Genomic DNA, 24557 nt, shown 5'->3' on the forward strand with positions numbered 1-24557 from the left:
GAATTAACTTTATGCGAAATCTTTTTACTGGCAACGTGCGTTTGTCGATCCTTTTCATTTGCTTGTTCTCTTTTTTCTCATTTGACGCTGCTGCGGTTATTGATATTAACCATTATGACACGCTCGAAACGGTCGAAAATATCACCGTGGATAAGCAGGTGCAGGCGTCGTTAAAAAATGTCTTGGGGGCAGATTACGCTGCGTTTGCAGGCAATTTCGATGTCTATGGCGAACCGCGACACACTGCGGATGGCGGGTTATTCGTAGAAGGCTGGCTGAAAGATCTCTATCTGGAAAATGCCTCAGCATTTGTTATTTACCCGGATGGCAGGCTTTCTGCCGCATGGGTATTACCAACGGCATCGGTTGCGCACTATAAAAGCAACACAGGTGAAAAACGCATTCCTGAGGCGCTGCAACAATGGGTTAGCCGCTTTCAGGACGTGTCGTTTCACACGCCCGCGGTTAATCAAACGGCTGAGACCTTCGTCGATTTTTTTGAAACCCCTAAATTTAAGATAAAAGTGGTCACGGTGTGTGGTAACGGCGCGAATTGTGACGAAGCAACGTACTACGGTGTGCGTAAAAATGATCGGGCCGAAGTCAATTTGCATGGCTTTGCGGTGCGGAAATCTTGTGAACAGTTGATCTGCCCTGTTATTACCTACACCTTTAAAAACGGCACCACCACTTATCTGCTGAGTAAAATTGATAACAGCTTAACCGTGATACAAAACAATAAAATCCTTCTCGATGAAAAAGGTATCTGGAAAGCGCATGAGTAGATTCGCATGCCTGTCACCGTACGTTCCAAAGGCGCAAGTAATAGTGCTGCGAAACAGAGATGCGTTGATGGCGTTATCGGGGGTAATTATTTCAGCCATCAGCTTTTCGCTGCTGAATTAACCGTATGAGAAAATGCGCATGGATCTGTTAACCCGTGAAGAGGGCGAAGCGTTACTGCTCAAATTCCTCAGCAGAGCGCTCAAAAATCCGTCGGATATTGAAACATTAATGACCATAGCCAGAGAGCATCCATCGACCATTCCCATGAAAGGGATTATCTACCAATACGATCGCATGGAAAAAAATACGTTATCGAAAGCGGAGCTTGACGACCTGTCGACCTTGATGTTTTTTTACGGACCTTAAGAATCCACTCATTTTTTGTGATGCTGAAAAGGAACAGACGCACGTTATGCACGCTATTCATTCAACTCAGCAGCGGCTTTATGTTGTCGTTGCGAGCTTCTTGCTCTCCTGCTGCGCCAGCGCCGCGTCGGCAACTGATTTTTCCGGGCAGTGGCACGGCAGTGAAAGTAACGAATCCACATTAACGCTGAAATTATCCCAGCAGAATAACAAGCTTACTGGATCGTATTGCTTTATCTCTCAGCGCGGCAACCGCATTGATTGCCCGGATGAACAGCAGGATAACCTGCGCGGCGAGGTGAAAAATAATACCGCCATTGTTACGTTTGATTCGAGCTTTGGCGGTAAAAACGGCAAAGCCACGCTGGTTATTAACGGTGATAAGCTGGCGTGGCATCTGACGCAACCGCCTGAACACGGTGATTATTACGCCCCGGAAAATTACGCGCTGGTTAAAGAGACCGTTCACGCTGGCGCGACGACAAAAATTATCCGCACTGATAACTTTATGCTGGCGATCCGCAATAATTGCGGCGCGTTCACTACGCCTTGCGATGATCTGCTTTATACCGGCGCGCGAAACCGCGACAGCCAGCAGATTAGCCTGCACGGTAAAACGCGGCTGGATAATGAAAACCGCGTGATTGGCGCAGAATTCCGTAATGGCGATGTGCTTTATCTTGTCGATTACAACCCGCCGAAACTGGTGGTGACGCAGGCGGGTAAAACGCTTGTCAACCAGGCGGGCAGCTGGCTTAAATAGCGCTTCTTTTGACTGACTATGGAAAGGTTAATGCGTCGAATATTCCCTGTTTTTGCGCTGCTGTTTGCTTTTTCTGCTCAGGCGGCGCAAACGCCGCTGACGGAAAACGACTTCACCGTGGAAATCAATAAACAGGCTATCACCTTGGGGCAGGACTGGGATCGCAATCTGCTGACGGCGCTCGGGAAACAAACCCGCGAGGATTTTGTCGGCGAAGTGCCATTTGGCGAGGAAAACTATAAGTATTACCGCCACATTTTTCCGGGGTTTGATATCTACAGCGCCAATATCGACTGGCAGCAACGCGGCAAAAGCGTCGACAGTTACGTCATCGGGCAGATAACGCTGCATGCCCCCACATTGCATACCGCGCGTGGTGTGGCGCCTGGCGATGCGAAACAGCGTGTGATTGAGCATTATGGTGCGGGTGAAACCGATAACAGCGATGGCGAAGAGTGGATTATGTATTCACTGGCGCACAAAAATATCGCTTTCGATGTCACCGGCGGCAAAGTGCGGGCCATTAATATCAGCACTGGAAATGACTGAAGGGCGACCTGAATTTTCAATTTTTCGCGCAGGGTGACGACGATGAAAATCGACAAACTTATTAAGAAACGCGTGATGCTGCACGATGGCGTGGAAACGCGCTTTTTTAATCAACCTGTCGAATTGATTTGTCCGCGTTGCCAGAAGCCAATTGAGCCGGATCTCTACCAGAGCGGGGATTTTGCCCGGCTACCCGAGGATATTCAGGCCGCAGTGGCGGCAAGAATCAAAGCCATTACCTTCAATCCTGAGGCTTATACGCGTTACTCCGCGCCAGAAGGCTCGCTTCTTTGTTCTGCGCATAGCTGCGAGGGCGGGCAGGGGAAAACGCTGGTTATCTTCAGTTATAAAGAGCAGCAGCCTGCCCGTTACATCGCCATACTTTATGCGCTGCTGGTGGTTAGCGATGATCAATAAAGCGTGGCGCGAAGAGTTGCAGGAACTGAAGCGCGATGGTTCTGCCTGTCAGTTTCATGACGCCGAATGGGGCGTTATTCGCCTTAAATTGCTTTACCGGGGCGAGTTTCTTTTCTTTCAGCTTAATGAACGGGCACTGATTTGTGAGGTTTCTGCGCGCTACAGCACGCTGGATAAAACGAGCCTTAAACGATGGGATGACGGCAGTGTCATTGGGGCTGGCGAACGTGAAGCGCTGGCGAAGATTATTGCGCGCTATTATCGACTCTGCTGGAAAGATGATCTCCGCATCAACTAAACATGCGCTGTTTTATGAACAACAAAAACCCCCGGTCGGACACTCCGCCGGGGGTTTTTCACATCTTACTTAACGCTGGTTACAGCCGGCGCACTGTTTGTTCTGGATCTGCTGGAAGAAGTCGTTACCTTTGTCATCCACCAGAATGAACGCCGGGAAGTTCTCCACTTCAATTTTCCAGATTGCTTCCATACCCAGTTCCGGGTAAGCCACGCATTCGAGGCTCTTAATACTCTGCTGCGCCAGTACGGCAGCCGGACCGCCAATACTCCCCAGATAGAAACCGCCGTGTTTGGCACAGGCATCGGTCACTTGCTGGCTGCGGTTGCCTTTTGCCAGCATGATCATACTCGCGCCGTGCGATTGCAGCAGATCCACGTAGGAGTCCATACGCCCTGCGGTGGTTGGGCCAAGCGAACCGGACGCATACCCTTCTGGCGTTTTCGCCGGGCCGGCGTAGTAGATCGGGTGATCTTTCACGTACTGCGGCAGCTCTTCGCCATTATCAATCAGCTCTTTCAGCTTCGCGTGAGCAATATCACGCGCCACGATAATTGTACCGTTCAGCGAAACGCGGGTTGATACCGGGAACGCGGAAAGCTGTGCGAGGATCGCTTTCATCGGCTGGTTGAGAGCGATTTTCGCCACATCGCCTTCGCCCTGCTGGCGCAGCTCTTCCGGAATATATTGCCCCGGATTGTGCTCCATCTTCTCGATCCAGATACCTTCGCGGTTGATTTTCGCTTTGATGTTACGGTCGGCGGAGCAGGAGACGCCCATGCCGATAGGGCAGGAGGCACCGTGGCGCGGCAGACGGATGACACGGATATCGTGAGCGAAATATTTACCGCCGAACTGCGCGCCAAGGCCAAGGTTCTGCGCTTCCTGCATCAGCTCTTGTTCAAGCTGGACATCGCGGAATGCCTGGCCATGCTCGTTACCTTCGGTCGGCAAGCCGTCATAGTAGCGGGTTGAGGCCAGTTTCACCGTTTTCAGCGTGGACTCCGCAGACGTACCACCAATCACAAAGGCGATATGGTATGGCGGGCAGGCTGCCGTGCCGAGGGTACGCATCTTCTCAACCAGATAGTTTTTCAGTTTCGCCGGTGTAATCAGCGCTTTGGTTTCCTGATAGAGATAGGTCTTGTTAGCTGAACCGCCGCCTTTGGCGATGCAGAGGAATTTATACTCGTCGCCGTCGACGCTATAGAGATCGATCTGTGCAGGCAGGTTAGTGCCGGTGTTGACCTCTTTATACATATCCAGCGGCGCATTCTGCGAATAACGCAGGTTGTCTTCGGTGTAGGTGTTGTAAACGCCACGCGCCAGCGCGGCTTCATCGCCGCCGCCGGTCCACACGCGCTGACCTTTTTTACCCATAATGATTGCCGTGCCGGTGTCCTGGCAGGTCGGCAGCACGCCTTTAGCGGCGATTTCAGAGTTACGCAGGAATTGCAGAGCAACGTATTTGTCGTTTTCGCTCGCTTGCGGGTCATGCAGAATGGCCGCCACCTGTTTCTGGTGGGAAGGGCGCAGCATAAAAGACGCGTCATGGAACGCGCGTTGTGCCAGCAGCGTCAGCCCTTCCGGCTCGACTTTCAGTACTTGCTGGCCGTCAAAGTCGGCGACGGAGACATATTCACGGCTCAGCAGATAATATTCCGTATCGTCTTTCGCCAGCGGGAACGGGTCCTGATAAACAAAGGGTTTGTTCGACATAGCTCTTTACTCCATAAAATAAAACCGCCGGGAATGCCCGGCGGTTACGAATCAGAACATCATGGTGATCCACGGATAACCAATCAACAGCAGGGCGGCCAGGAAGATAGCACCGAAGATGGTGCCCAGACGCCAGTAATCTTTGGTCGGCAGGTAGCCGCTACCGTAGTAAATCGGGCTTGGGCCAGTACCGTACGGGGTGATGATGCCCATCACGCCGAGTGAAGTACACAGAACCAGAACCACGACTTCCATATTGATGCCAGGAATTGTCGCCGCGATGGTCAGCATTGCAGGCAGCAGCGCCGTGGTGTGCGCGGTGGTGCTGGCGAACAGATAGTGCAGCAGGTAGAACGCCAGCAACAGGGCGATGGTCGCCATCCCCGGAGAGATACCGCTCATCAGCAGGCCGCCTTCTTTACCCAACCAGGCGATAAAGCCGGTGGTGGAGAGGCCATCGGCCAGCGCAACCAGAGTGGCGAACCAGACAAAGGTGTTCCATGCCGGTTTGTTGCTGGTGATGTCGTTCCAGGTTAATACGCCGGTCCACAGCATCAGCACGACCACCAGCAGCGCGGCAAGCGCAGGCTCGATAAAGTCGGCGGCAAAGATCCACATCAGCAGCGCACAGCAGACAAACACCAGCAGCAGGATTTCATTGCGTGACATTCTGCCCAGTTTTTCCAGCTCGCGGCTGGCCCACAGCGGCACTTCGTCATTGACTTTCACTTCTGGCGGGTAGAACCAGTAAGCCAGCAGCGGCATGGTCAGAATCAACAGCACGCCCAGCGGCAGGAAGGCGATAAACCAGCTACCCCAGGAGATGTTAATGCCAACGGTGCTTTTCACCAGCGCCAGCGCCAGCAGGTTCGGTGCCAGTGCGGAAAGGAACATAGAACTGGTGATACAGGCTGCGGTAATCGCCACCCACATCAGGTAAGAACCGATGCGGCGTGCGCTTGGATCGTTCGGTTTGGAACCGTACAGCGGCGGCAGGTTGGCGATAATCGGGTAGATTGTCCCGCCGCTGCGCGCGGTGTTTGACGGGGTGAACGGTGCCAGCAGCAGGTCGGCGAAAGTAATGGCGTAACCGAGCGTCAGGCTGCGGCGGCCAAGATATTTCACCAGAATCAGCGCCAGGCGGCGACCAAACTGGGTTTTATCGTAACCGGCGGCAAACATAAACGCGCCGAAGATAAGCCACACGGTGGAGTTACCGAAACCGCTTACCGCCCATTTAAAGGACTGGCCAGCCAGCTTGAATTTCGGGTCGGCCAGTTGTTCCGGGCTGAACAGCAGCCACTGGCTACACAGCGCGATAACTACCACGCCGGTCATGCCGATAACCGCACCCGGCAGGGGTTCGAAAATCAGGCCGACAATAACGCCAACGAAGATAGCAAAGTAGTGCCAGGCAAACGGCGGTAAACCTTCCGGAACCGGGACAAACAGCAGAAGCACTGCCACGATAATCGGCAACGCCATCATTATCAGGCGGTTTTTATTTCCGGCTTTTGCACTGGCTGCAGGAGCAGACGGTGGGGTTGTTGTTTTCTCTGTCATAGTGAGCATCTACAAGTAGTTAAAAATTCGGTCATGCGCAGAAGGTGAATCTCTGATTATTTTAGTTTCAAAAGTTACTTTAATTTTTTATTGAGACTTTTCACATTCTGGCATGTGTTGTTTAACGCAAATTCAATCGCATTAAATAAAAATCTGAGCGTATTTATATATTGCTCTTCCATTGGCGAATACTATTGATTGAGATCAAGAAAACGAAACGAACGACACTTTTTTTAATAAAATGAATACCCACAGAGTATTATGTGGTTAATTTCACAAAATTACCGTAAATGTTAAAAAATGGTGCTGATAATAACTCTCATTAACGGGGTGTTTTCTTTTAACTATATGATATTTGTCTATTTTATTATTTGAATAAAGCTGGAAAGGAAAAGTGTGAAGTAATCGCAATGTTACCGGTAATTAAAGCCATGTGAATACGATATTTAAAAATGATAATACGCTGGAGGTAGCTCTGTTATTAAGGTGGTTAAATAGTTTTATAACTAACGTAATTAATTTGGTAATTAAAATTCACGGTATATTAAATACACGACATCAGGATTAAAAAACAGAACGAAAAATAAATCCGTCACCGAATTCAAAGTTTTTAATTTTTAGATTTGGAGTTTAATTATGACCAGCAACGAACGCATCCTCAGCCCGTTTACCTTGCCGAATGGCGCAGAACTGAAAAACCGTTTGTTAATGGCGCCAATGACCACCTGCACAGGTTATTTTGACGGGACAGTCAGCAGTGAACTGGTGGAATATTATCGCGCCCGCGCCGGAAGTATCGGCACCATTATTGTTGAATGCTGTTTTGTCGATGATCTCGGTCTGGCATTTCCGGGCGCTATCGGTATTGATAACGACGAGAAAATTGCCGGTCTGGCAAAAATTGCCTCGGCGATTAAAGCCGAAGGTTCAAAAGCGATTTTGCAGATTTACCACGGCGGCCGCATGGTCGAACCGAAGCTGATTGGCGGTCGTGCTCCGGTTGGTCCGAGCGCTATTGCTGCTCCGCGTGATGGCGCGGCAACCCCGGTTGCGCTGACCACCGCTGAAGTGGAAGGAATGATTGGCAAATTTGGTGACGCCGTACGCCGCGCCATTCAGGCCGGGTTCGACGGTGTCGAAATTCACGGTGCCAATACCTACCTTATCCAGCAATTCTTCTCGCCAAACTCCAACCAGCGCGATGATGAGTGGGGCGGCAGCCGCGACAACCGCGCGAAGTTCCCGCTGGCCGTACTGGACATCACCCATAAAATGGCGCGTCAGTACGCCGACGACGCCTTTATTATCGGTTACCGTTTCTCGCCGGAAGAGCTGGAAGTGCCCGGCATCCGTTTTGATGACACCATGTTCCTGCTGGAAAAACTGGCGGCGCGCGGTGTTGATTATCTGCACTTTTCGCTGGGTGCGGCGCTGCGTCCTTCCATTAACGACACCAGCGATCCGACGCCACTGATTAAGAAATATTGTGCCATGCGTTCTGCAACGCTGGCGCAGGTGCCGGTGATGGGTGTTGGCGGTATCGTTAATGCCGCCGACGCTGAGCAGGGGCTGGATCACGGCTATGACCTGATTGCGGTAGGCCGTGCGTGCATCGCGTATCCGGACTGGACGGCGCGTATCGCCAACGGTGAAACCCTGGAGCTGTTCATTGATAGTACCCAGCGTGAAGCGCTGAATATCCCGGAACCGCTGTGGCGTTTCTCGCTGGTTGAAGCGATGATCCGCGACATGAGCATGGGCGCATCGAAATTTAAGCCAGGTCTTTTTGCTGAAACGGTTCAGGACGACGCTAACGAGCTGGTTATCAATGTCAGCCTCGACACAGACCGCATCGTCGATATCGAACTCGCCTCAAGTACCGTTGATAGCGTTGAATTCACCAGCAGCTTTGAAGAGATCCGCGGCCGCATCCTGACGGCCAACAGCCCGCACGTTGACGCGATTTCAGGCGCAACCAGCCAGAGCGAAGCGGTGAAAAAAGCGGTATCAAAAGCGATGGTGAAATCCAGCAAAGCGCTGGCGGCGGAAGAGGGCAGTGACTCTCAGGAACCCAAACGCTATGACGTTGTGGTTGTCGGTAGCGGCGGCGCGGGTCTGGCGGCGGCAATTCAGGCGCACGACGAAGGTGCCAGCGTACTGATTGTCGAAAAAATGCCAACCATCGGCGGTAACACTATTAAAGCCTCTGCGGGCATGAACGCTGCGGAAACCCGCTTCCAGCGCGTAAAAGGCATTCAGGACAGCAAAGAGCTGTTCTACGCGGAAACCCTGAAAGGCGGCGGTAACAAAAACAATCCGGCGCTGCTGCGTCGCTTTGTGGAAAATGCGCCAGAAGCCATCGAATGGCTGGCTCGTCGCGGCATTATGCTTAACGACATCACCACCACTGGCGGGATGAGCATTGACCGTACGCACCGCCCGCGCGACGGATCGGCAGTCGGTGGCTACCTGATTAGCGGCCTGGTGCGTAATGTCACCAAACGCGGCATCGATGTAATGCTGGATACCTCAGTGGACGACATTCTGTTTGAGCAAGGTGAAGTGCGCGGTGTACGCCTGCTGACCGAAGAGCAGGAGAGTGTGGTGATCGAGGCGAAAAGTGTGATTGTGGCGACCGGTGGTTTCAGCGCCAACAGCGCAATGGTGGTGAAATACCGTCCGGATCTGGAAGGTTTTGTCACCACCAACCATAAAGGTGCGACCGGCGGCGGTATCGCACTGCTGGAACGTATTGGCGCAGGCACTGTGGATATGGGCGAAATTCAGATCCACCCGACCGTTGAACAGAATACCTCGTACCTGATTTCCGAATCGATTCGCGGCGGCGGTGCGATTCTCGTCAGCCAGCAGGGCAAACGCTTCTTTAACGAAATGTCGACCCGCGATAAAGTCTCGGCGGCAATCATCGCCCTGCCGGAACATTACGCTTACATCGTGTTTGATGAGCATGTCAGAGCGAAAAACAAAGCAGCAGACGAGTATATCGCACGTGGCCTGGTTACCAGCGCCAGTTCGCCGCGTGAACTGGCGGATAAACTGGGTATCGATTACCACGCTTTCTTGGCCACGCTCGAACGCTACAATGGCTTTGTGGAAAAACAGCACGATGAGGACTTTGGTCGCACTACCGCACTGCGTGCACCGATCAATGAAGGCCCGTTCCACGCGATCCAGATTGCACCGGGTGTGCACCACACCATGGGCGGCGTGACCATCAACACTGAAACCGAAGTGTTGAACACAGAAAACCAGGTGATCGCGGGCGCTTATGCCGCCGGGGAAGTGGTTGGCGGCCTGCATGGCGGCAACCGTATCGGCGGGAACGCCGTGGCCGATATTATTATCTTCGGCTCACTGGCGGGACACCAGGCTGCAATGCGCGCCAAACGCGGCTAACCGCGTGCTACACTTCAGGCCTGCCACTGCGCAGGCCTGCTCAATTTAGCCCATCAGGAGAGTGCGATGTCCGATAACCGTGTCTGGAGCTACTCTGCAACCCTTATGGGTTCTCCCATTCTGCTGAAACTCTTTGCCGATAACGAAGCGCTCGCCTCCCGCGTTTTTGGCCTTATCAAACGTTACGAAGATCTGCTGACGGTCAACCGCGCCCATTCACAGGTGATGGATATTAATCACGCCGCGGGACAACATCCGGTGGCGGTCAGCCGTCCGGTGTATGAACTGATTAAATGCGCCAAAGCCGCCAGCATGGTGCAGGACAGCGCTTTTAACCTGGCGATTGGCCCGCTGGTGAAACTGTGGCGTATCGGTTTTAAAGGCGACCGCGTACCGCCAGCCGACGAGATAACCGCGCGGCTGCGCATTACCCGTCCGCAGGATGTGGTGCTGAATGATGCTGACAGCAGCGTGTTTCTCACCCAGCCGGGGATGGAGATCGATCTTGGCGCAATCGCCAAAGGCTTTATCGCCGATCGGGTGCGCGATTACCTGCATCAGCAGGATGTGCGCGACGGATTGATTAACCTGGGGGGCAATGTGCAAACCCTGGGCACGCCGCAAGGTAGCTGGTCTATCGGGCTGAAAAAACCTTTCTCATCCGGCGATGCGCTGGTGGGGTCGATAGACGTGGTGAACCAATCGGTGGTGACATCCGGCACCTACGAGCGCTATTTCGAACAGGATGGTAAACGCTGGCACCATATTCTTGACCCGCGCAGTGGTTACCCGCTGGATAACGAACTCGACAGCGTGACGATCATTTCCCGCGATTCGCTCGACGGTGATATCTGGACCACGCTTATCTTCGGTCTCGGTGTGGAAAAAGGCTGCGCATTACTGAAACAGCGCGAGGATATTGAAGCGATTTTCGTCACCAAAAACCGCGACATTATCCTCTCTTCACGGCGTCAGTTCCGCTTTACGCCGTGCGACGACAGTTACCGGATCACTGACTGTACTGCTTAAGTAAGCTGTATTGGTCGGCGATCAACTGGTAGCGATACACCGGGCGACCGGTTGCACCGTAGTGAATGGTGGTGTAGAGAATATTGATTTGGGCGAGCCAAATCAGATATTTACGGCACGACACGCGCGAAATATTCACGGCATTCGCCAGTTCATCGGTGGAAAACTCAATGCCCGGATGGGCGTCAATCCACTGGCAAATGGTACGCAATGTCTGCGCGGTTAACCCTTTTGGCAGGCGGCGCGTGTCTGCGGCTTCCGGCGCGCCACCGTGTAACAGGCGGTCGACATCAGACTGCTCATAATAGGGGTGCGCACTCATCAGCTTGCGCTTTTCGCGCCACGAGGTCAGCGCTTCTTCGAAGCGCGGGAACTGGAAGGGTTTGATCAGATAATCCACCACCCCATAGTGCAGTGACGTCTGAATGGTTGCCGCATCGGCGGAGGAGGTGATCATAATGACATCAATCGCCCGGCCGCTGGCGCGAATGATGGGGAGCAGATCCAGCCCGCTGTCCTGCTGCATATAGACATCCAGCAGCACCAGATCAATATCCCGCTGCGGATCGTTAATCATCTCCTCGGCCTGGCGAAGCGTCGACGCCGTGCCGCAGCACTGAAAGCCGGCGATCTGCGCCACATACATGCGGTTCAGCTCGGCGACCATGGCATCATCGTCAACAATTAATACATTTATCACGCGTTCTTCCTTTCACTATCCCAGGGGAGATGGACAAAAAATTGGGTAAAGACGCCGGGTTCAGACTCGACGGTGATCGTGCCGCCAAGTTCGGTGAGCTGCTGGCTGGCAAGAAACAGCCCAACGCCCCGGTTATCACCTTTCGTCGAGAATCCTTTGCGGAAAATGGCGTCGATATTGCCCGGCGCAATGCCCGGACCATCGTCGCTCACTTCGCCGGTCAGCCAGCCATCCTGATAATGCAGCAGGATACCCACTTCACCTTCCGGCTGACTACTCATGGCATCGAGCGCATTTTCGATGAGATTCCCCAGCACCGTCACCAGCACGGTAACTTGCTTCTCATTGGGGTTATCCGGCACCAGGCTCTCGTCCGCCAGCGTCAGCGTAAAACCGCGCTCTTTTGCCCGGTTGATTTTGCCTAACAGAAAACCCGCCACCACTGGCGATTTAACCCGGTGCTGAATAGCGCCAATATCGGTTTGATAATTCTGCGCGGTTTGCAGCACGTACTCTTCAAGCTTGTCATAACTTTTCATGTTTAGCAGGCCGAGAATAACATGCAGCTTGTTCATAAATTCGTGGGACGTGGTGCGCAAGGCATCAACATAATTCACCATCCCGTCCAGCCGCTGGAGTAGCTGGCTGACTTCGGTTTTATCGCGGAAAGTGCTGATCGCGCCAATCACCACGCCCTGGCTGCGCACCGGCACGGTGTTGCTGAGCAGCAGCAGACCGTTGCAACCGAGCTCGCGATCGTGGGTTGGCTCGCCGGTTTCCAGCACTTCGAGCAGGTCGGCGAGCAGAGGCCCGTGCCCGGCGGCACCGTCTGGTGCATTGGTCAGCAGCATCTGCCGTGCGGCATGGTTAAGCAGCGTTACGCGCCCGTCAGCATCGACGGCAATCACCCCTTCTTTCAGTGACTGTAACATCGCCTGGCGCTGCTTGAATTGCGCCGAGATCTCGTGCGGCTCAAGGCCAAGCAGAATGCGTTTCAGCACCCGCACCAGTTGCCATGTACCGAGCGAGCCCACCAGCGCGCTAAACAGCAGCGTCCACATCACCGCCCAGCGGCTGCGGCTGACTTGCTGATCGACCTTGCTCAGCGAGATCCCGACCACCACCACGCCAATTTGCTGGTTGGCGTCGTCATATACCGGTGTAAAAACGCGTAATGCCGGTGCCAGCACGCCGCGGTTCACGGCGACATTTTCTTTGCCTTTCAGCGCCGGGTTTAGATCCTCGCCAATAAAGTGTTGCCCGATGATCCCGGCGTTCGGGTGCGAATACCGGATGCCGTGCATATTGGTGACGATGGCATACAGCAGATCGTTGCGGGCAGCGACCGCTTCCGTCAGCGGCTGGATCACGTTGCTGTCAGGCGGCAACAATAATCCACGCTTGATTTCAGGCGAATCAGCCAGCGTGCGCGCAACGGCCAGCGCTGTCTCTTTTACACCATCGCGCGTGGCATTACTGATTTGCCAGAACCACAGGGCAAAGGCCAGCAGCAACACCGAACCGATAACGCTGCATACCATTAGCGTCACGGTGGTACTGAGCTTCATAGGGCGTTTGCGTGGTTTTATCCGCTGCGCTAACTCTTTCATGCCAAACCCAATTATTCACATCAAGATAGTTATTATCACCGAAGGCGTAAAAATCTTAAAGCGGCGCGAGAAGTACAAAATGCGCGGCGTAGCCGTGAAGCGTGACCCCATTCGCAGGTAAGGCAGATAAATAACCTTATAGTGAGTGTGGAACCATTCAGAAGGAGCAGGGTATGAGCAGTAAGCCAAACGGTTCACTAGTGGAACGTCGCAACCGCCGCACGACCGACATCGACCGGCTCGCCACGCTGGATATGCTGACGCTCATCAATGAGGAAGATAAACAGGTTACCGACGCGGTAAGCGCCTGTTTGCCGGAGATCGCCCGGCTGGTGGATAACGCCAGCGCGACGCTGAATCGCGCCGGCAGGGTGGTGATTATCGGCGCCGGTGCGTCCGGGCAGGCGCCGATACAAACCGCACAAGGTTTTGCTCCCGATACACGTCATGGCGTTATTGGCTTGTTGGCCGGTGGCATCAATGCTAACGCGCAAGAGCGTGACGCGGCGGCGGCAAATTATGAACGCGGGGTTGCCGATTTACAGGCCATCAACTTTAGCCATGACGATATGCTGGTGGCGCTGTCGGTCAGTGGTAAAACGCCGTGGACATGGGGGGCGCTGCGCCACGCCTGGGTGCTCGGCGCACGCATCGCGCTGGTTTGCCGGGGTCACGATAGCGAAGCCGCCCGGTTAGCGGATATCGTGCTGGCACCGGACAGCGGCGCGGAGGTGGTGAGTGGTTTTAGCGAACCGAAAGCGCGGCTTGCCCAGCAGCAAATCCTCAACATGCTGGCAACCGGTCTTGCTATCCGTACCGGGCGTGTTTATAGCAACCTGCGGGTGGATGTGCAGGCGACCAGTGTGCACTGGGCAGAGCGGCAAATCACGCTGGTGATGGCGGCGACGCAGTGCTCTCGCGAGCAAGCGAAAAGCGCGCTGGAGAGCTGCGACCATAACTGCCGTACGGCGATATTAATGGTGCTGACCGGTCTGGATGCCTGGCGCGCGCGCGATCTGCTAACCGAGAATAACGATCATCTGCGAATTGCCTTACAGGAGGCGAAAACGCATTTCGCTGATGTCTGAATAATGAAAAAAGCCCGCCAATAATTACGGCGGGCTTTTTTATTATGTATTGTGCGAACGTTTGATATTTCGAGTTTTTAAGATAAATCCCGCCACTATTAATTCCACATTATTTATGTCACTGCTTTTTTTAATTTAAAAAAGCGTCGAAATACTATTTATCGATATGAGCTGAATTGTGAATGATATTTTAAATTAACGTAAAAGTGCGTTAATATCTGTTTTCACGAATCACACCTGCTATGTAACCTTATAATTATGCCTGCAATGAAAAAGACAATTATCTCGCTCAGCGCCGTTGCGTTACTCGTCAGTTCAGTGACCAGCGCGTATGCGGAAGAGACGCAAAAAACGGACTTCCTGCTGATTGGCGGCGGCATCATGAGCGCCTCTCTGGGCACCTGGCTGCAGGAGCTGCAGCCGGAGTGGAAACAAGTGATGGTGGAAAAACTCGATGGCGTAGCGCTCGAGTCTTCTAACGGCTGGAATAATGCCGGCACCGGTCACTCGGCAAATATGGAACTTAATTACACGCCGCAGCGTCCGGATGGCTCTATTGATGTCAGCAAAGCGCTGGAAATTAATGAGCAGTTTATGATTTCCCGCCAGTTCTGGTCGGCACAGGTGAAGCGCGGTATTTTGAATAACCCGCACGCTTTTATTAATTCCACGCCGCACATGAGTTTCGTCTGGGGCGATAATGTGGATTATCTGGCAAAACGTTATGCCGCTTTGCAGCAAACGACCTTATTCCAGGGCATGAAATTCTCCACCGACCATCAGCAAATTAAACAGTGGGCACCGCTGGTGATGGAAGGGCGCGACCCGAACCAGAAAGTCGCCGCCACCTGGACGCCGGTCGGCACCGACGTTAACTACGGTGAAATTACCCGTCAGCTGGTTGGCAGCCTGAAAAAAAGCAGCAACTTCTCCCTGCAAACCTCTTCCGAAGTGACCGATTTCAAACGCAATGCCGATAACTCCTGGCATGTCACCATCAAAGACGTGAACAGCGGTAACGAGCACGCCATCGATGCGAAATATGTCTTTATCGGTGCCGGTGGCGGGGCGCTGAAGCTGCTGCAAAAAACCGGCATCCCGGAAGCGGATAACTACGCGGGCTTCCCGGTCGGCGGTTCCTTCCTGATGACGGAAAACCCGGCGATCACCAGCCAGCATCTGCAAAAAGTCTACGGTCAGGCGTCCGTGGGCGCGCCGCCGATGTCGGTACCGCATATTGATGCCCGCTTTATTGATGGCAAACGCGTGGTGCTGTTTGGGCCGTTCGCGACCTTCTCCACCAAATTCCTGAAAAACGGCTCCTTCTTTGACCTGCTGAGCACTACCACCACCAGCAACTTTATGCCGATGACCCACGTAGGGCTCGACAACTTCGACCTGGTGAAATACCTGATTGGTCAGGTCATGCTGAGCGATGAAGACCGCTTTGAAGCGCTGAAAGAGTACTACCCGCAGGCGCGTAAAGAGGACTGGAAACTGATCCAGGCCGGCCAGCGTGTGCAGATCATCAAGAAAGATGAAGACAAAGGTGGCGTGCTGAAGCTTGGCACCGAAGTGGTGGTCGATCAGCAGAAAACCATCTCTGCGCTGCTTGGCGCATCGCCGGGCGCGTCGACGGCTGCACCAATCACCCTGAATGTGCTGAAGAAGATGTTCCCGGAGCAGTTCAACTCGCCGCAGTGGCAGAGCAAAATCCGCGACATCGTGCCGAGCTACGGTCAAGAGATGAACGGTAACGTGGCGTTGACCCAGAAAGTGTGGGATGACACCGCCGCCACGCTGCAACTGGCGAAACCGCCGGTGATTGAGATGAACGATCAGAAAAACGCCCCGGCTGACAAGCCGGCAGAGGCGAAAAACGACGCTCCGGCTGAAGCGAAAAGCGACGCCTCCCCACAGCATGATATGGCGCTGTAAATAAAACAGGGCGCACTCCGGTGCGCCCTTTCTCTTTTTATCGGTCTGCGACCGTTCCCGCATGAATTAAACTCTGTTGTTATTCCCGTCGCGCATTTAACCGTTCGCTTGCCGTTTTTCGAGGCGGCGGTAGAGCGTGCTGCGCGATATCCCCAGTTTTTTGGCCGCCAGGCTCATGTTGCCCCGCGCTTCTGCAATCGCGCTCTGCTCATCTTGCGGGGCTGCCACCGCCAGCGTTGGCGGGGGCGAAGAGGCAATGTCAGGGGGAAGATCCGCAAGCGTAATGCAATCACCGTCTTCCGCCAGCGCCATCAATACCCGCAACTGGCTGAGTAACTGGCGCACATTTCCCGGCCACGGGCGACCCGCCAGCGTGGCGACCACCTCGGCGCTAAGGGTAAGGCCACGGCTGGCTGCGCCCAGCTCCTGCCACAGTTTTTGGATAAACCCATCAACATTCTGCCACTCGCGCAACGGAGGAATGCGCAGATGAAACTCCTGAATGCGGTACAGCAGATCTTCGCGGAATGTCCCGGCCTGCACCCGTGCGGCGAGATCCTGATGGGTGGCACAAATTAGCGTGAAGTTGACGTCATACACACTGTTGGCACCCAGCGGCGTCACTTTCTTCTCCTGCAACACGCGCAGCAGGCGGGTTTGCAGCGCCAGCGGCATATCGCCAATCTCGTCAAGAAACAGAACGCCACCATCAGCTTCCCGGCACTTACCGATATAGCCTTTTGGGCTTGCGCCGGTAAACGCGCCGGGAACATAGCCAAACAGTTCGGACTCAATCAAATGCTCCGGGAGCGCCGCACAGTTAATGGCGACGAAATTTCCCGTGCGCCACTGGCTGCGGGCATATAGCTCGCGGGCCAGATACTCTTTCCCGCTGCCGGTTTCACCGGTCACGCATAAGGCAATCCCGGCATTAACAATGCGCAGTGCTTTCTCTTTTTCCCGCGCCAGTTGATCCTGCGCGAGGGCTGCGCCGCGCCCGATATAGCGCCGCACAGGCAGTGTCTGACGCGCGTAGTAGCGCCGTGTATTACTGGCGTCGAGGGTGGTTTCGCCGACCTGTAAACCGGCCTCCGGGAAAAGCGTTTGTAAAGAGAGTTCGCCAAAATGCTGCGGCGTCAGCGAAAACTCATCCATCGCCAGCTTGTTCGCACCGAGCAATGTCTGATCGGCGAAAATCAGCAACAGCTCCTGCGCACTGCCGAGCACCGACGGATCGTGATGCAGACTCAGCAGCCAGCGGTCGGCGCCAAGCGCGCTGGTGGCCCACTCATGTTCTATTTGGCAGACCGCGCGACGGATCAGCGCGGCGGCATCGCGGCGCGGTGCCTGGGCGGGCGTTGAGAGGTCTAATACCCCGGCAATTTGTCCATCCGGCCGGAAGACGGGGGACGCCGAGCAAAACAAGCCTGCGTTGCGGCTGAGGTAATGTTCGCCGCCGGAGACTTCACAATGGCGCTGCAATGCCAGCGCAGTCCCTATCGCGTTAGTGCCGCGCGCATGTTCGCCCCACAGGTTGCCGGGTGCCAGCGCATAACGCTGCGCTTTTTGCAGAAAGTCGCGGTTGCCGTGGGTCTCCAGCACCAGACCGGTAGCGTCGGACAGCACCATTATCGACGGATGGCTGGTAAGCTCCGGGCGCAGTCGCGCCAGCAGCGGGGCGGCCAGATGGTTGACCCAACCGTTTTCCGCTCGGGCATCTTTCAGCATGGATGTCGCTACCCAGGGCTGGGCGTCATCATCGCGGGTCAACCCGTAGCTGCGACTACGCTGCCAGGAATTTTCAAGCAGGCAAGGTAACCCGGCAGGAGCGAGGGACAAGGCGCGTGGCGGCATGTGACTCTCCATTAAATGAGATGTTACATTTGTGTAGCATAACAGTGTCCCGTATGTAGCGACGTGCGACACACTTCCCGCACCCTGTACCAGCCTTTTTTGTGTCATTTCATTCCGGCAAAAGTCTGGCTTTCAGTTATTTCCTTGTTTTATCAGCATAAACGCACCTGCGACGGATCGTTTTCTACGACCTGGCATAAGAACTGCTTATGTCACTGTGTCCGCCACGATGCGCGACGCCTCACCTGTACCGATAATAAAAGAGGAACATCTTATGAAATATGTCCACCCTGGCCTTGATGGCGCGAAAGTCTCTTTTAAACAGCGTTATGGCAACTATATTGGCGGTGAATTTGTTGACCCGGTGGAAGGGCGTTGGTTTACCAACACCTCGCCGGTCACCGGACAGGTGATTGCCGAATTCCCGCGCTCAGACGCGGCGGATATTGAGAAGGCTCTGGACGCAGCGCATGCTGCCGCCGACGCCTGGGGAAAAACCAGCGTGCAGGATCGCGCCAATGTGCTGCTGGCCATTGCCGATCGCATCGAAGCCAACCTGGAAATGCTGGCATTAACAGAAACCTGGGATAACGGAAAACCGATCCGCGAAACCATGGGCGCGGATTTGCCGCTGGCTGTTGATCACTTCCGTTATTTCGCCGGTTGTATCCGCGCGCAGGAAGGGACAGCGGCAGAGATCGACAGCAATACGGTTGCTTACCACATCTATGAACCGCTGGGCGTGGTCGGGCAGATCATTCCGTGGAACTTCCCGCTGCTGATGGCGGCGTGGAAACTGGCGCCGGCGCTGGCGGCGGGTAACTGCGTGGTACTGAAACCGGCTGAACAGACGCCGCTTGGCATCTGCGTGTTGATGGAACTGATTGGCGATCTGCTACCCAAAGGTGTGCTGAATGTGGTGCACGGCTTCGGCACTGAAGCCGGTGAACCGCTGGCGCGCAGCAAACGCATCGAAAAAATCGCCTTTACCGGCTCCACGCCGATTGGCCGCCACATCCTTTCGTGCGCGGCGGAAAACATCATCCCCAGCACCGTCGAGCTCGGCGGGAAATCACCGAATATTTACTTCGAAGATGTGATGAATGGTGATGAAGGCTTTATTGATAAAGCGGTGGAAGGCGTGGTGCTCGGCTTCTTCAACCAGGGCGAAGTCTGCACCTGCCCGTCGCGCGTGCTGGTGCAGGAATCGATCTACCCGCAGTTTGTCGAAAAAGTCATCGCCCGCATGGAGAACATCCGCAAAGGCGACCCGTTTGACACCGACACCATGATTGGTGCGCAGGCGTCACAAGAGCAGTACGACAAGATCCTCTCTTACATCTCGATTGCCCGCGACGAAGGCGGCGAAATCATTACCGGCGGCGCTCACGTGGAACACGGCGACGGGCTGCAAAACGGTTTCTATATCCAGCCGACATTGATTAAAGGCCATAACGGGATGCGTTGCTTCCAGGAAGAGATTTTTGGGCCGGTGCTGGGCATTACCACCTTTAAAGATGAAGCCGAAGCGCTGCGTATCGCCAACGACACCGAGTTTGGCCTCGGCGCCGGGGTGTGGACGCTGGATATCAATCGCGCATGGCGCATGGGGCGCGGCATTAAAGCGGGTCGCGTATGGACAAACTGTTACCACCTCTACCCGGCACATGCGGCGTTTGGCGGTTACAAAAACTCGGGCGTCGGGCGTGAAACCCACAAACTGGCGCTGAGCCACTATCAGCAGATCAAAAACCTGCTGGTGAGTTACAGCGGTTCGCCGCTGGGGCTGTATTAATTATCTACATCAGGATGAGGCGATAATATGCAACTGAAAACCATGAAAGCCGCAGTGGTGAAAGCCTTTGGTCAGCCGCTGGTGATTGAAGAGGTGATGGTGCCGGCTGTTGAACCGGGCAAGATCCTCGTCAAAATTGAAGCGACCGGCGTGTGTCACACGGATTTACACGCCGCCGATGGCGACTGGCCGATTAAACCGAACCCGCCGTTTATCCCCGGCCACGAAGGTGTCGGCCATGTGGTGGCTGTCGGGCCGGGCGTGAAGCATGTGAAAGAGGGCGACCGGGTTGGTGTGCCGTGGCTCTACTCAGCATGTGGTCACTGTGAACACTGCCTTGGCGGCTGGGAAACCCTGTGCCATTCGCAGCAAAACTCCGGCTATTCGGTAAACGGTACGTTTGCCGAATATTGCCTGGCCGATGCCAGCTATGTCGGGATTTTGCCGGATAATGTCGATTTTCAGAGTATCGCGCCGATCCTCTGCGCCGGGGTGACAGTCTATAAAGGGCTGAAAATGACCGAAGCGCGCGCCGGAGAGTGGGTGGTGGTGTCGGGTATCGGCGGTCTGGGACACCTGGCGATCCAGTACGCGGTGGCGATGGGCATGAACGTGGCGGCGGTCGATATTGATGATGACAAGCTGGCGTTTGCCCGCCGTCTCGGTGCCTCGGTGGTGGTCAATGCGCGCCAGGAAGATCCGGGAACGCGTTTCCATAGCGAGTTTGGCGGTGCGCACGGCGTGCTGGTGACCGCGGTATCGCCAAAAGCGTTTGAGCAGGCAACAACCATGATGCGCCGTGGCGGCACCATGGTGCTCAACGGCTTACCTCCGGGGAAATTCGACCTGTCGATTTTTGACATGGTGCTTGATGGCACCACGGTACGCGGTTCAATTGTCGGTACGCGTAAAGATCTGCAGGAAGCGCTGGATTTCGCCGGGCGCAATAAAGTGCATGCGGAAATCGCCGTGGAGCCGCTGGAGAATATCAACAGCATCTTTGAGCGGATGCGCGCCGGGAAAATCACCGGCAGGATCGTCGTTGATATGTCGAAGTAACAGAGTAAAACGGGGCAGCGATGCCCCGTTTCGCGTTTCAGTGCAGAGCATCCGCAAACTCTGCCAGCTGCTGGTTAAAACGGGCTGGCTCTTCCAGGAACGGGGCGTGCCCCGAATGGTCAAACCACACCGCGCTAATACGGGGATTCACGCTTCTGGCACGCGCCAGCGATGCGTGTGGCTCCACCAGCTGGTCATGCCTGCCGTAGATAAAGCGTACCGGGATTGTCGCTTTTCCCAGCCCCTGCTCAAGCGCAACTTTCATTGACGGTACGGCGCGTTGCATCTCCCAGGAGGCCATCGCCGCATTGGCTTGCAGGCGCGCGAAGGTAACCGGGTCAGGTTGCTGGTAGAAGCAGAGCCGCAGAAATTCGCGCTCGCCATCCAGGTGGGTGGCTAGATCCGCCGAGGTCATCGCCTGATAGACTTGCGGATGCGCCGGGATCTGATCGGGCGTTAACTCCACCACGGCGTCGACATACAGCGCGCCAGACAGGGCTTTGTCACCAAACTGCGCCAGGTAGTGACTGATCACCGCGCCACCCAGCGACCAGCCGACCAGCAGCGGTTTTTTTGCATGGCTTGCGGCAATGACGGCGGCGACATCTTCCGCCCAGCGGCTTCCCTCGCGGTAGGCCTCTGCCTGCGTCGGTTTGGCCGACAGACCATGGCCGCGCATATCAAAACTGATTAAGCGAAAACGTTGCAAAGCCGGATCCTGACGCTGTTTTTCCCAGTTCAGGTGGCTGCCTAATAAGCCGTGAATAAAAATAATCGGCTTGCCTTGCGGCGCGCCGGACTCTTGTACCGCCAGTTCCACACCGTCCGCCGAGGTCACGGTGTACTGCTTGTCGCTGGCAAACAGCGAGGCGGAAAAGCTGAATAACAAAATAGCGAGATAACGGCCAGGGGATAACAGCATAAAATGTTCCTCCAGATGAATGTTCGCGGCTATCCTCAACCCTGACACTGGTGTCAGAGTCAAGCCATTTACCGGGAGGAAGAGAATGTTTTCAATTGGCGAACTCGCCCGACAAACGGGCATCAGCGTGCGCTCTATCCGCCATTATGATCGCCACGGTCTGCTGTGCAGCACGCGTGCCTGCAACGGTTATCGCTACTTTCCACCGCAGGCGCTCGGCCAGGTGAGGCAAATCCAGCAGTTAATCGCCACGGGGTTTAGCATTGCTGAAATTGCCGCTTTTCCTGCCTGTATGCGCAATGAAGAAGGGGCGACGATGTGTCCGCAAACGCGCGCGTTGCAGCGTAAACGGCTGGCGACGATTGAGGCGCAAATCGCCACCCTTGAACGCCGCCGCGCGCAACTGGTTGCCGCTCTGGGCGCGACAGAACAAAAAACGACGCCCTGAGGCGTCGTCATAATGTGAAGGGCGGAAGTCTCGCTGTTATAAACCGCGTTTGCCGATCAGGCTTGCCAGTTCAACCAGGCGATTTGAGAAGCCCCACTCGTTATCATACCAGGCGAGGATTTTCACCAGATTGCCGCCAATCACCAGCGTTGATAATCCGTCAATGATCGACGAGCGCGGGTCGCCCTGGTAATCGCTGGAAACCAGCGGTTCGTCACTGTAACCGAGAATACCTTTCAGCGGACCGGTCTCTGCGGCTTCGCGGAACGCGGCATTTACCTCTTCAACCGTAACATCACGTTTCAGCGTGACCGTCAGGTCAACAATCGACACCACCGGAACCGGCACGCGCAGAGAGTAGCCTGTCAACCGGCCGTCGAGTTCCGGGATCACTTTGCCGAGCGCTTTCGCCGCCCCGCTGGAGTAAGGCACAATCGACAGCGCCGCAGCACGCGCGCCGCGCAGATCTTTTTCCGGCTGGTCATGCAGCGCCTGGCTGTTGGTATAGGCGTGGGTGGTGTTCATCAGGCCATGTTCAATCCCGAAGCGCTGATGCAGCACTTGCGCGGCAGGAGCCAGTCCGTTGGTGGTACAACTGCCGTTGCTGACCACAAAATGGCGTTTGGGATCGTACTGGCTGTCGTTCACGCCCAGCACGATGGTTAAATCATCATTTTTACCGGGCGCGGAGATAATCACCCGTTTTGCGCCGCAGCGGCTGATATGCACTTCGGCTTTGTCGCGTTCGGTGAAGAAACCGGTGGCTTCAATCACCACTTCCACGCCAACATCACGCCATGGAATGTTGCCCGGATCGCGTTCGCTGAACACACGCACCGCATTGCCATCGACGAACAACTGGCCTTCACCCGCTTCTACCGGAACGGGCAGGGTGCCGAGCAGAGAATCATGTTTCAGCAGATGAGCGAGAGTTTTGCTGTCTGTCAGATCGTTAATCGCCACGATCTGAATCTCCGGGTTGCCCAGCGCCGCGCGTAACACGTTGCGTCCAATTCTGCCAAAACCATTAATGCCGACCTTAACCATAATTGACTCCTTCCTGTGCGGTAACTAACTGCAGTTACTGTAGGCCGGTCATGGTTTGGCGTAAACGACAAAAAAGGATCACTTTACGCCAATTTGCGGCAGTGGAAGCGCTGGCGGTAATCGCCTGGTGTCAGGTGTAACTGGCGTTCGAAAATGCGCCGCAGATTGATGCTGCTGCCGAAACCGGTGGCAGCGGCGATCTGCTCCAGGGTTTCACTGGTTTGCTCCAGCCGGCTACGTGCGGCGGCGAGCCGCGCTTCGGCCACATAGCGCGCGGGAGAAACACCGCTTTCACGGGTAAAGACGCGGGTGAAATTTCGCGGGCTCATCGCAACCTGTTCCGCCAGCCGCTCAACGGATAAATCCTCAGCCAGGTTGGCAAGGATCCAGTTTTGCAGTTCGCTGATTGGCCCGACGCCACTGGCCTGCTGCAATTGATAGCGGCTGAACTGCAACTGACCGCCGGGGCGGCGCAGGTACATCACCATGTTCTGCGCGATATCCAGCGCCAGTGAGAAGCCATAATCATCTTCGACCAGCGCCAGCGTGAGATCGAAGCCGGAACTGACGCCGCCGGAGGTCCAGACTGGCCCGTCCTGGATATAGAGCGGACCGCCTTCAACGGTTACCGCGGGGTATTCTTTCTGCATGGTTTCCAGCAGCCGCCAGTGGGTGGTTGCGCGCCGTCCGTTAAGCAACCCACTTTGTGCCAGCAGCATCGCGCCACCGCAAATAGAAACGACCCGACGCGCGTGCGGCGCGGCAAGACGCAGCCAGTCCACCACGGCCGTACCTTCTTCGGCATCAGTACCGCGACCGGTTATCATGATGGTGTCCCACGACTGGCGCGGATCGATCTCCGGCAGGCGGTGATCGGCCAGCAGGTTCAGCCCGGACTGGCCATGGATCACCTGGTGAGGCTGGGTGGTGGCAACGGTAACGCGATAGCGCGGCTGCGCGGTCTCATCCGGATGCAGCTGGTTGGCCTGCATCAGAATGTCGGCAATACCGGCGGCTTCGAACAGCATGCCGCCATCAGGAACAATAATCAGGAATGTTTTCATGTCCTGAAACGTACGCCAAATACATTTTAAGTCAAGCCTGCGCTGAAGGGCGCGGATGACGGCCAATAAAAAACCCGGAGTCTCCGCTCCGGGCAAATCTAACAAGACACAAAATGTTATCGAAT

Annotated in this window: 21 protein-coding genes; 13 read left to right on the forward strand and 8 right to left on the reverse strand. The window is 55.1% G+C overall.

Features of this window, described 5'->3' with window-relative positions:
- The first annotated feature begins 11 nt into the window (after positions 1-11).
- From H650_RS00320 to H650_RS00345, 6 genes are all read left to right on the forward strand, one after another.
- Positions 12-785, forward strand: coding sequence for an Ivy family c-type lysozyme inhibitor (locus H650_RS00320; RefSeq protein ID WP_044489337.1), 774 nt, complete (start codon positions 12-14; stop codon positions 783-785).
- A gap of 139 nt (positions 786-924) precedes the next feature.
- Positions 925-1152, forward strand: a complete 228-nt coding sequence (locus H650_RS00325; protein ID WP_044489338.1) for a hypothetical protein — start codon at positions 925-927, stop codon at positions 1150-1152.
- A 46-nt stretch (positions 1153-1198) separates the two neighbouring features.
- On the forward strand, positions 1199-1915 hold the full coding sequence (locus H650_RS00330; protein ID WP_048887060.1) for a hypothetical protein: 717 nt from the start codon (positions 1199-1201) through the stop codon (positions 1913-1915).
- 30 nt (positions 1916-1945) lie between these two features.
- Positions 1946-2464, forward strand: a complete 519-nt coding sequence (locus H650_RS00335) for a hypothetical protein (RefSeq protein ID WP_016495691.1) — start codon at positions 1946-1948, stop codon at positions 2462-2464.
- A 42-nt stretch (positions 2465-2506) separates the two neighbouring features.
- On the forward strand, positions 2507-2881 hold the full coding sequence (locus H650_RS00340) for a hypothetical protein (protein WP_016495692.1): 375 nt from the start codon (positions 2507-2509) through the stop codon (positions 2879-2881).
- Positions 2871-3179 (forward strand): hypothetical protein, encoded by a 309-nt coding sequence (locus tag H650_RS00345; RefSeq protein WP_016495693.1) that lies wholly within the window; start codon positions 2871-2873, stop codon positions 3177-3179. Before H650_RS00340 ends, H650_RS00345 begins: the two co-directional genes overlap by 11 nt.
- 69 nt (positions 3180-3248) lie before the next feature.
- Here H650_RS00345 and fumA read toward each other — a convergent pair whose 3' ends face one another.
- Entirely contained in the window at positions 3249-4898 is a 1650-nt protein-coding gene (gene fumA / locus H650_RS00350) for a class I fumarate hydratase FumA (RefSeq protein WP_016495694.1), read from the reverse strand.
- A gap of 51 nt (positions 4899-4949) precedes the next feature.
- Complete coding sequence (locus H650_RS00355; RefSeq protein ID WP_071925190.1) at positions 4950-6461, reverse strand: anion permease; 1512 nt, start codon at positions 6459-6461, stop codon at positions 4950-4952.
- Positions 6462-7097: 636 nt separating this feature from the next.
- Here H650_RS00355 and H650_RS00360 point away from each other — a divergent pair.
- Both H650_RS00360 and H650_RS00365 read left to right on the forward strand, forming a co-directional pair.
- Positions 7098-9878, forward strand: a complete 2781-nt coding sequence (locus H650_RS00360; RefSeq protein WP_016495696.1) for a flavocytochrome c — start codon at positions 7098-7100, stop codon at positions 9876-9878.
- 66 nt (positions 9879-9944) lie between these two features.
- A complete protein-coding gene (locus tag H650_RS00365; protein WP_016495697.1) occupies positions 9945-10907 on the forward strand; it encodes an FAD:protein FMN transferase in 963 nt (320 codons plus the stop codon).
- On the opposite strand, the gene dcuR is transcribed toward H650_RS00365, so the two are convergent.
- Together dcuR and H650_RS00375 are read right to left on the reverse strand one after the other, a co-directional pair.
- Entirely contained in the window at positions 10888-11607 is a 720-nt protein-coding gene (gene dcuR / locus H650_RS00370; RefSeq protein WP_016495698.1) for a two-component system response regulator DcuR, read from the reverse strand. The genes H650_RS00365 and dcuR overlap by 20 nt on opposite strands.
- A complete protein-coding gene (locus tag H650_RS00375) occupies positions 11604-13217 on the reverse strand; it encodes a sensor histidine kinase (protein ID WP_016495699.1) in 1614 nt (537 codons plus the stop codon). The genes dcuR and H650_RS00375 overlap by 4 nt, the downstream gene beginning before the upstream one ends.
- 173 nt (positions 13218-13390) lie before the next feature.
- Here H650_RS00375 and H650_RS00380 point away from each other — a divergent pair, with 173 nt between their 5' ends.
- Both H650_RS00380 and mqo read left to right on the forward strand, forming a co-directional pair.
- On the forward strand, positions 13391-14305 hold the full coding sequence (locus tag H650_RS00380) for an N-acetylmuramic acid 6-phosphate etherase (protein ID WP_016495700.1): 915 nt from the start codon (positions 13391-13393) through the stop codon (positions 14303-14305).
- A gap of 258 nt (positions 14306-14563) precedes the next feature.
- A complete protein-coding gene (mqo, locus tag H650_RS00385) occupies positions 14564-16243 on the forward strand; it encodes a malate dehydrogenase (quinone) (protein WP_016495701.1) in 1680 nt (559 codons plus the stop codon).
- A 96-nt stretch (positions 16244-16339) separates the two neighbouring features.
- Here mqo and H650_RS00390 read toward each other — a convergent pair whose 3' ends face one another.
- Positions 16340-18097: a sigma-54-dependent Fis family transcriptional regulator gene (locus tag H650_RS00390; protein WP_016495702.1), complete on the reverse strand. Its 1758-nt coding sequence runs from the start codon at positions 18095-18097 to the stop codon at positions 16340-16342.
- A gap of 274 nt (positions 18098-18371) precedes the next feature.
- On the opposite strand from H650_RS00390, the gene exaC reads away from it, so the two are divergent.
- Entirely contained in the window at positions 18372-19892 is a 1521-nt protein-coding gene (exaC, locus tag H650_RS00395; protein WP_016495703.1) for an acetaldehyde dehydrogenase ExaC, read from the forward strand.
- 27 nt (positions 19893-19919) lie between these two features.
- A complete protein-coding gene (adhP, locus tag H650_RS00400) occupies positions 19920-20951 on the forward strand; it encodes an alcohol dehydrogenase AdhP (RefSeq protein WP_016495704.1) in 1032 nt (343 codons plus the stop codon).
- A 37-nt stretch (positions 20952-20988) separates the two neighbouring features.
- Here adhP and H650_RS00405 read toward each other — a convergent pair whose 3' ends face one another.
- The gene (locus H650_RS00405; RefSeq protein ID WP_016495705.1) at positions 20989-21873 is read right to left on the reverse strand and encodes an alpha/beta fold hydrolase; all 885 of its coding nucleotides are present in this window, start codon (positions 21871-21873) and stop codon (positions 20989-20991) included.
- 85 nt (positions 21874-21958) lie between these two features.
- Between H650_RS00405 and H650_RS00410 the strand changes: the two genes are divergently transcribed.
- Positions 21959-22321 carry a MerR family transcriptional regulator gene (locus H650_RS00410; protein WP_016495706.1) on the forward strand — a complete coding sequence of 121 codons (363 nt, stop codon included), beginning with the start codon at positions 21959-21961 and terminating at the stop codon, positions 22319-22321.
- Positions 22322-22357: 36 nt separating this feature from the next.
- Here the strand turns inward: H650_RS00410 and gap are convergent, their stop codons facing one another.
- Both gap and H650_RS00420 read right to left on the reverse strand, forming a co-directional pair.
- On the reverse strand, positions 22358-23368 hold the full coding sequence (gene gap / locus H650_RS00415; protein ID WP_016495707.1) for a type I glyceraldehyde-3-phosphate dehydrogenase: 1011 nt from the start codon (positions 23366-23368) through the stop codon (positions 22358-22360).
- 83 nt (positions 23369-23451) lie between these two features.
- Positions 23452-24432, reverse strand: a complete 981-nt coding sequence (locus H650_RS00420) for a GlxA family transcriptional regulator (protein WP_016495708.1) — start codon at positions 24430-24432, stop codon at positions 23452-23454.
- Positions 24433-24557 lie beyond the last annotated feature (125 nt).

The organism is Enterobacter sp. R4-368 (assembly GCF_000410515.1).
Lineage (GTDB): Bacteria > Pseudomonadota > Gammaproteobacteria > Enterobacterales > Enterobacteriaceae > Kosakonia.

Coding starts and splice junctions, on each gene's coding strand:
- H650_RS00320 (WP_044489337.1), top strand. CDS start 12: ATGCGAAATCTTTTTACTGGCAACGTGCGTTTGTCGATCCTTTTCATT.
- H650_RS00325 (WP_044489338.1), top strand. CDS start 925: ATGGATCTGTTAACCCGTGAAGAGGGCGAAGCGTTACTGCTCAAATTC.
- H650_RS00330 (WP_048887060.1), top strand. CDS start 1,199: ATGCACGCTATTCATTCAACTCAGCAGCGGCTTTATGTTGTCGTTGCG.
- H650_RS00335 (WP_016495691.1), top strand. CDS start 1,946: ATGCGTCGAATATTCCCTGTTTTTGCGCTGCTGTTTGCTTTTTCTGCT.
- H650_RS00340 (WP_016495692.1), top strand. CDS start 2,507: ATGAAAATCGACAAACTTATTAAGAAACGCGTGATGCTGCACGATGGC.
- H650_RS00345 (WP_016495693.1), top strand. CDS start 2,871: ATGATCAATAAAGCGTGGCGCGAAGAGTTGCAGGAACTGAAGCGCGAT.
- fumA (WP_016495694.1), bottom strand. CDS start 4,898: ATGTCGAACAAACCCTTTGTTTATCAGGACCCGTTCCCGCTGGCGAAA.
- H650_RS00355 (WP_071925190.1), bottom strand. CDS start 6,461: ATGACAGAGAAAACAACAACCCCACCGTCTGCTCCTGCAGCCAGTGCA.
- H650_RS00360 (WP_016495696.1), top strand. CDS start 7,098: ATGACCAGCAACGAACGCATCCTCAGCCCGTTTACCTTGCCGAATGGC.
- H650_RS00365 (WP_016495697.1), top strand. CDS start 9,945: ATGTCCGATAACCGTGTCTGGAGCTACTCTGCAACCCTTATGGGTTCT.
- H650_RS00375 (WP_016495699.1), bottom strand. CDS start 13,217: ATGAAAGAGTTAGCGCAGCGGATAAAACCACGCAAACGCCCTATGAAG.
- H650_RS00380 (WP_016495700.1), top strand. CDS start 13,391: ATGAGCAGTAAGCCAAACGGTTCACTAGTGGAACGTCGCAACCGCCGC.
- mqo (WP_016495701.1), top strand. CDS start 14,564: ATGCCTGCAATGAAAAAGACAATTATCTCGCTCAGCGCCGTTGCGTTA.
- H650_RS00390 (WP_016495702.1), bottom strand. CDS start 18,097: ATGCCGCCACGCGCCTTGTCCCTCGCTCCTGCCGGGTTACCTTGCCTG.
- exaC (WP_016495703.1), top strand. CDS start 18,372: ATGAAATATGTCCACCCTGGCCTTGATGGCGCGAAAGTCTCTTTTAAA.
- adhP (WP_016495704.1), top strand. CDS start 19,920: ATGCAACTGAAAACCATGAAAGCCGCAGTGGTGAAAGCCTTTGGTCAG.
- H650_RS00405 (WP_016495705.1), bottom strand. CDS start 21,873: ATGCTGTTATCCCCTGGCCGTTATCTCGCTATTTTGTTATTCAGCTTT.
- H650_RS00410 (WP_016495706.1), top strand. CDS start 21,959: ATGTTTTCAATTGGCGAACTCGCCCGACAAACGGGCATCAGCGTGCGC.
- gap (WP_016495707.1), bottom strand. CDS start 23,368: ATGGTTAAGGTCGGCATTAATGGTTTTGGCAGAATTGGACGCAACGTG.
- H650_RS00420 (WP_016495708.1), bottom strand. CDS start 24,432: ATGAAAACATTCCTGATTATTGTTCCTGATGGCGGCATGCTGTTCGAA.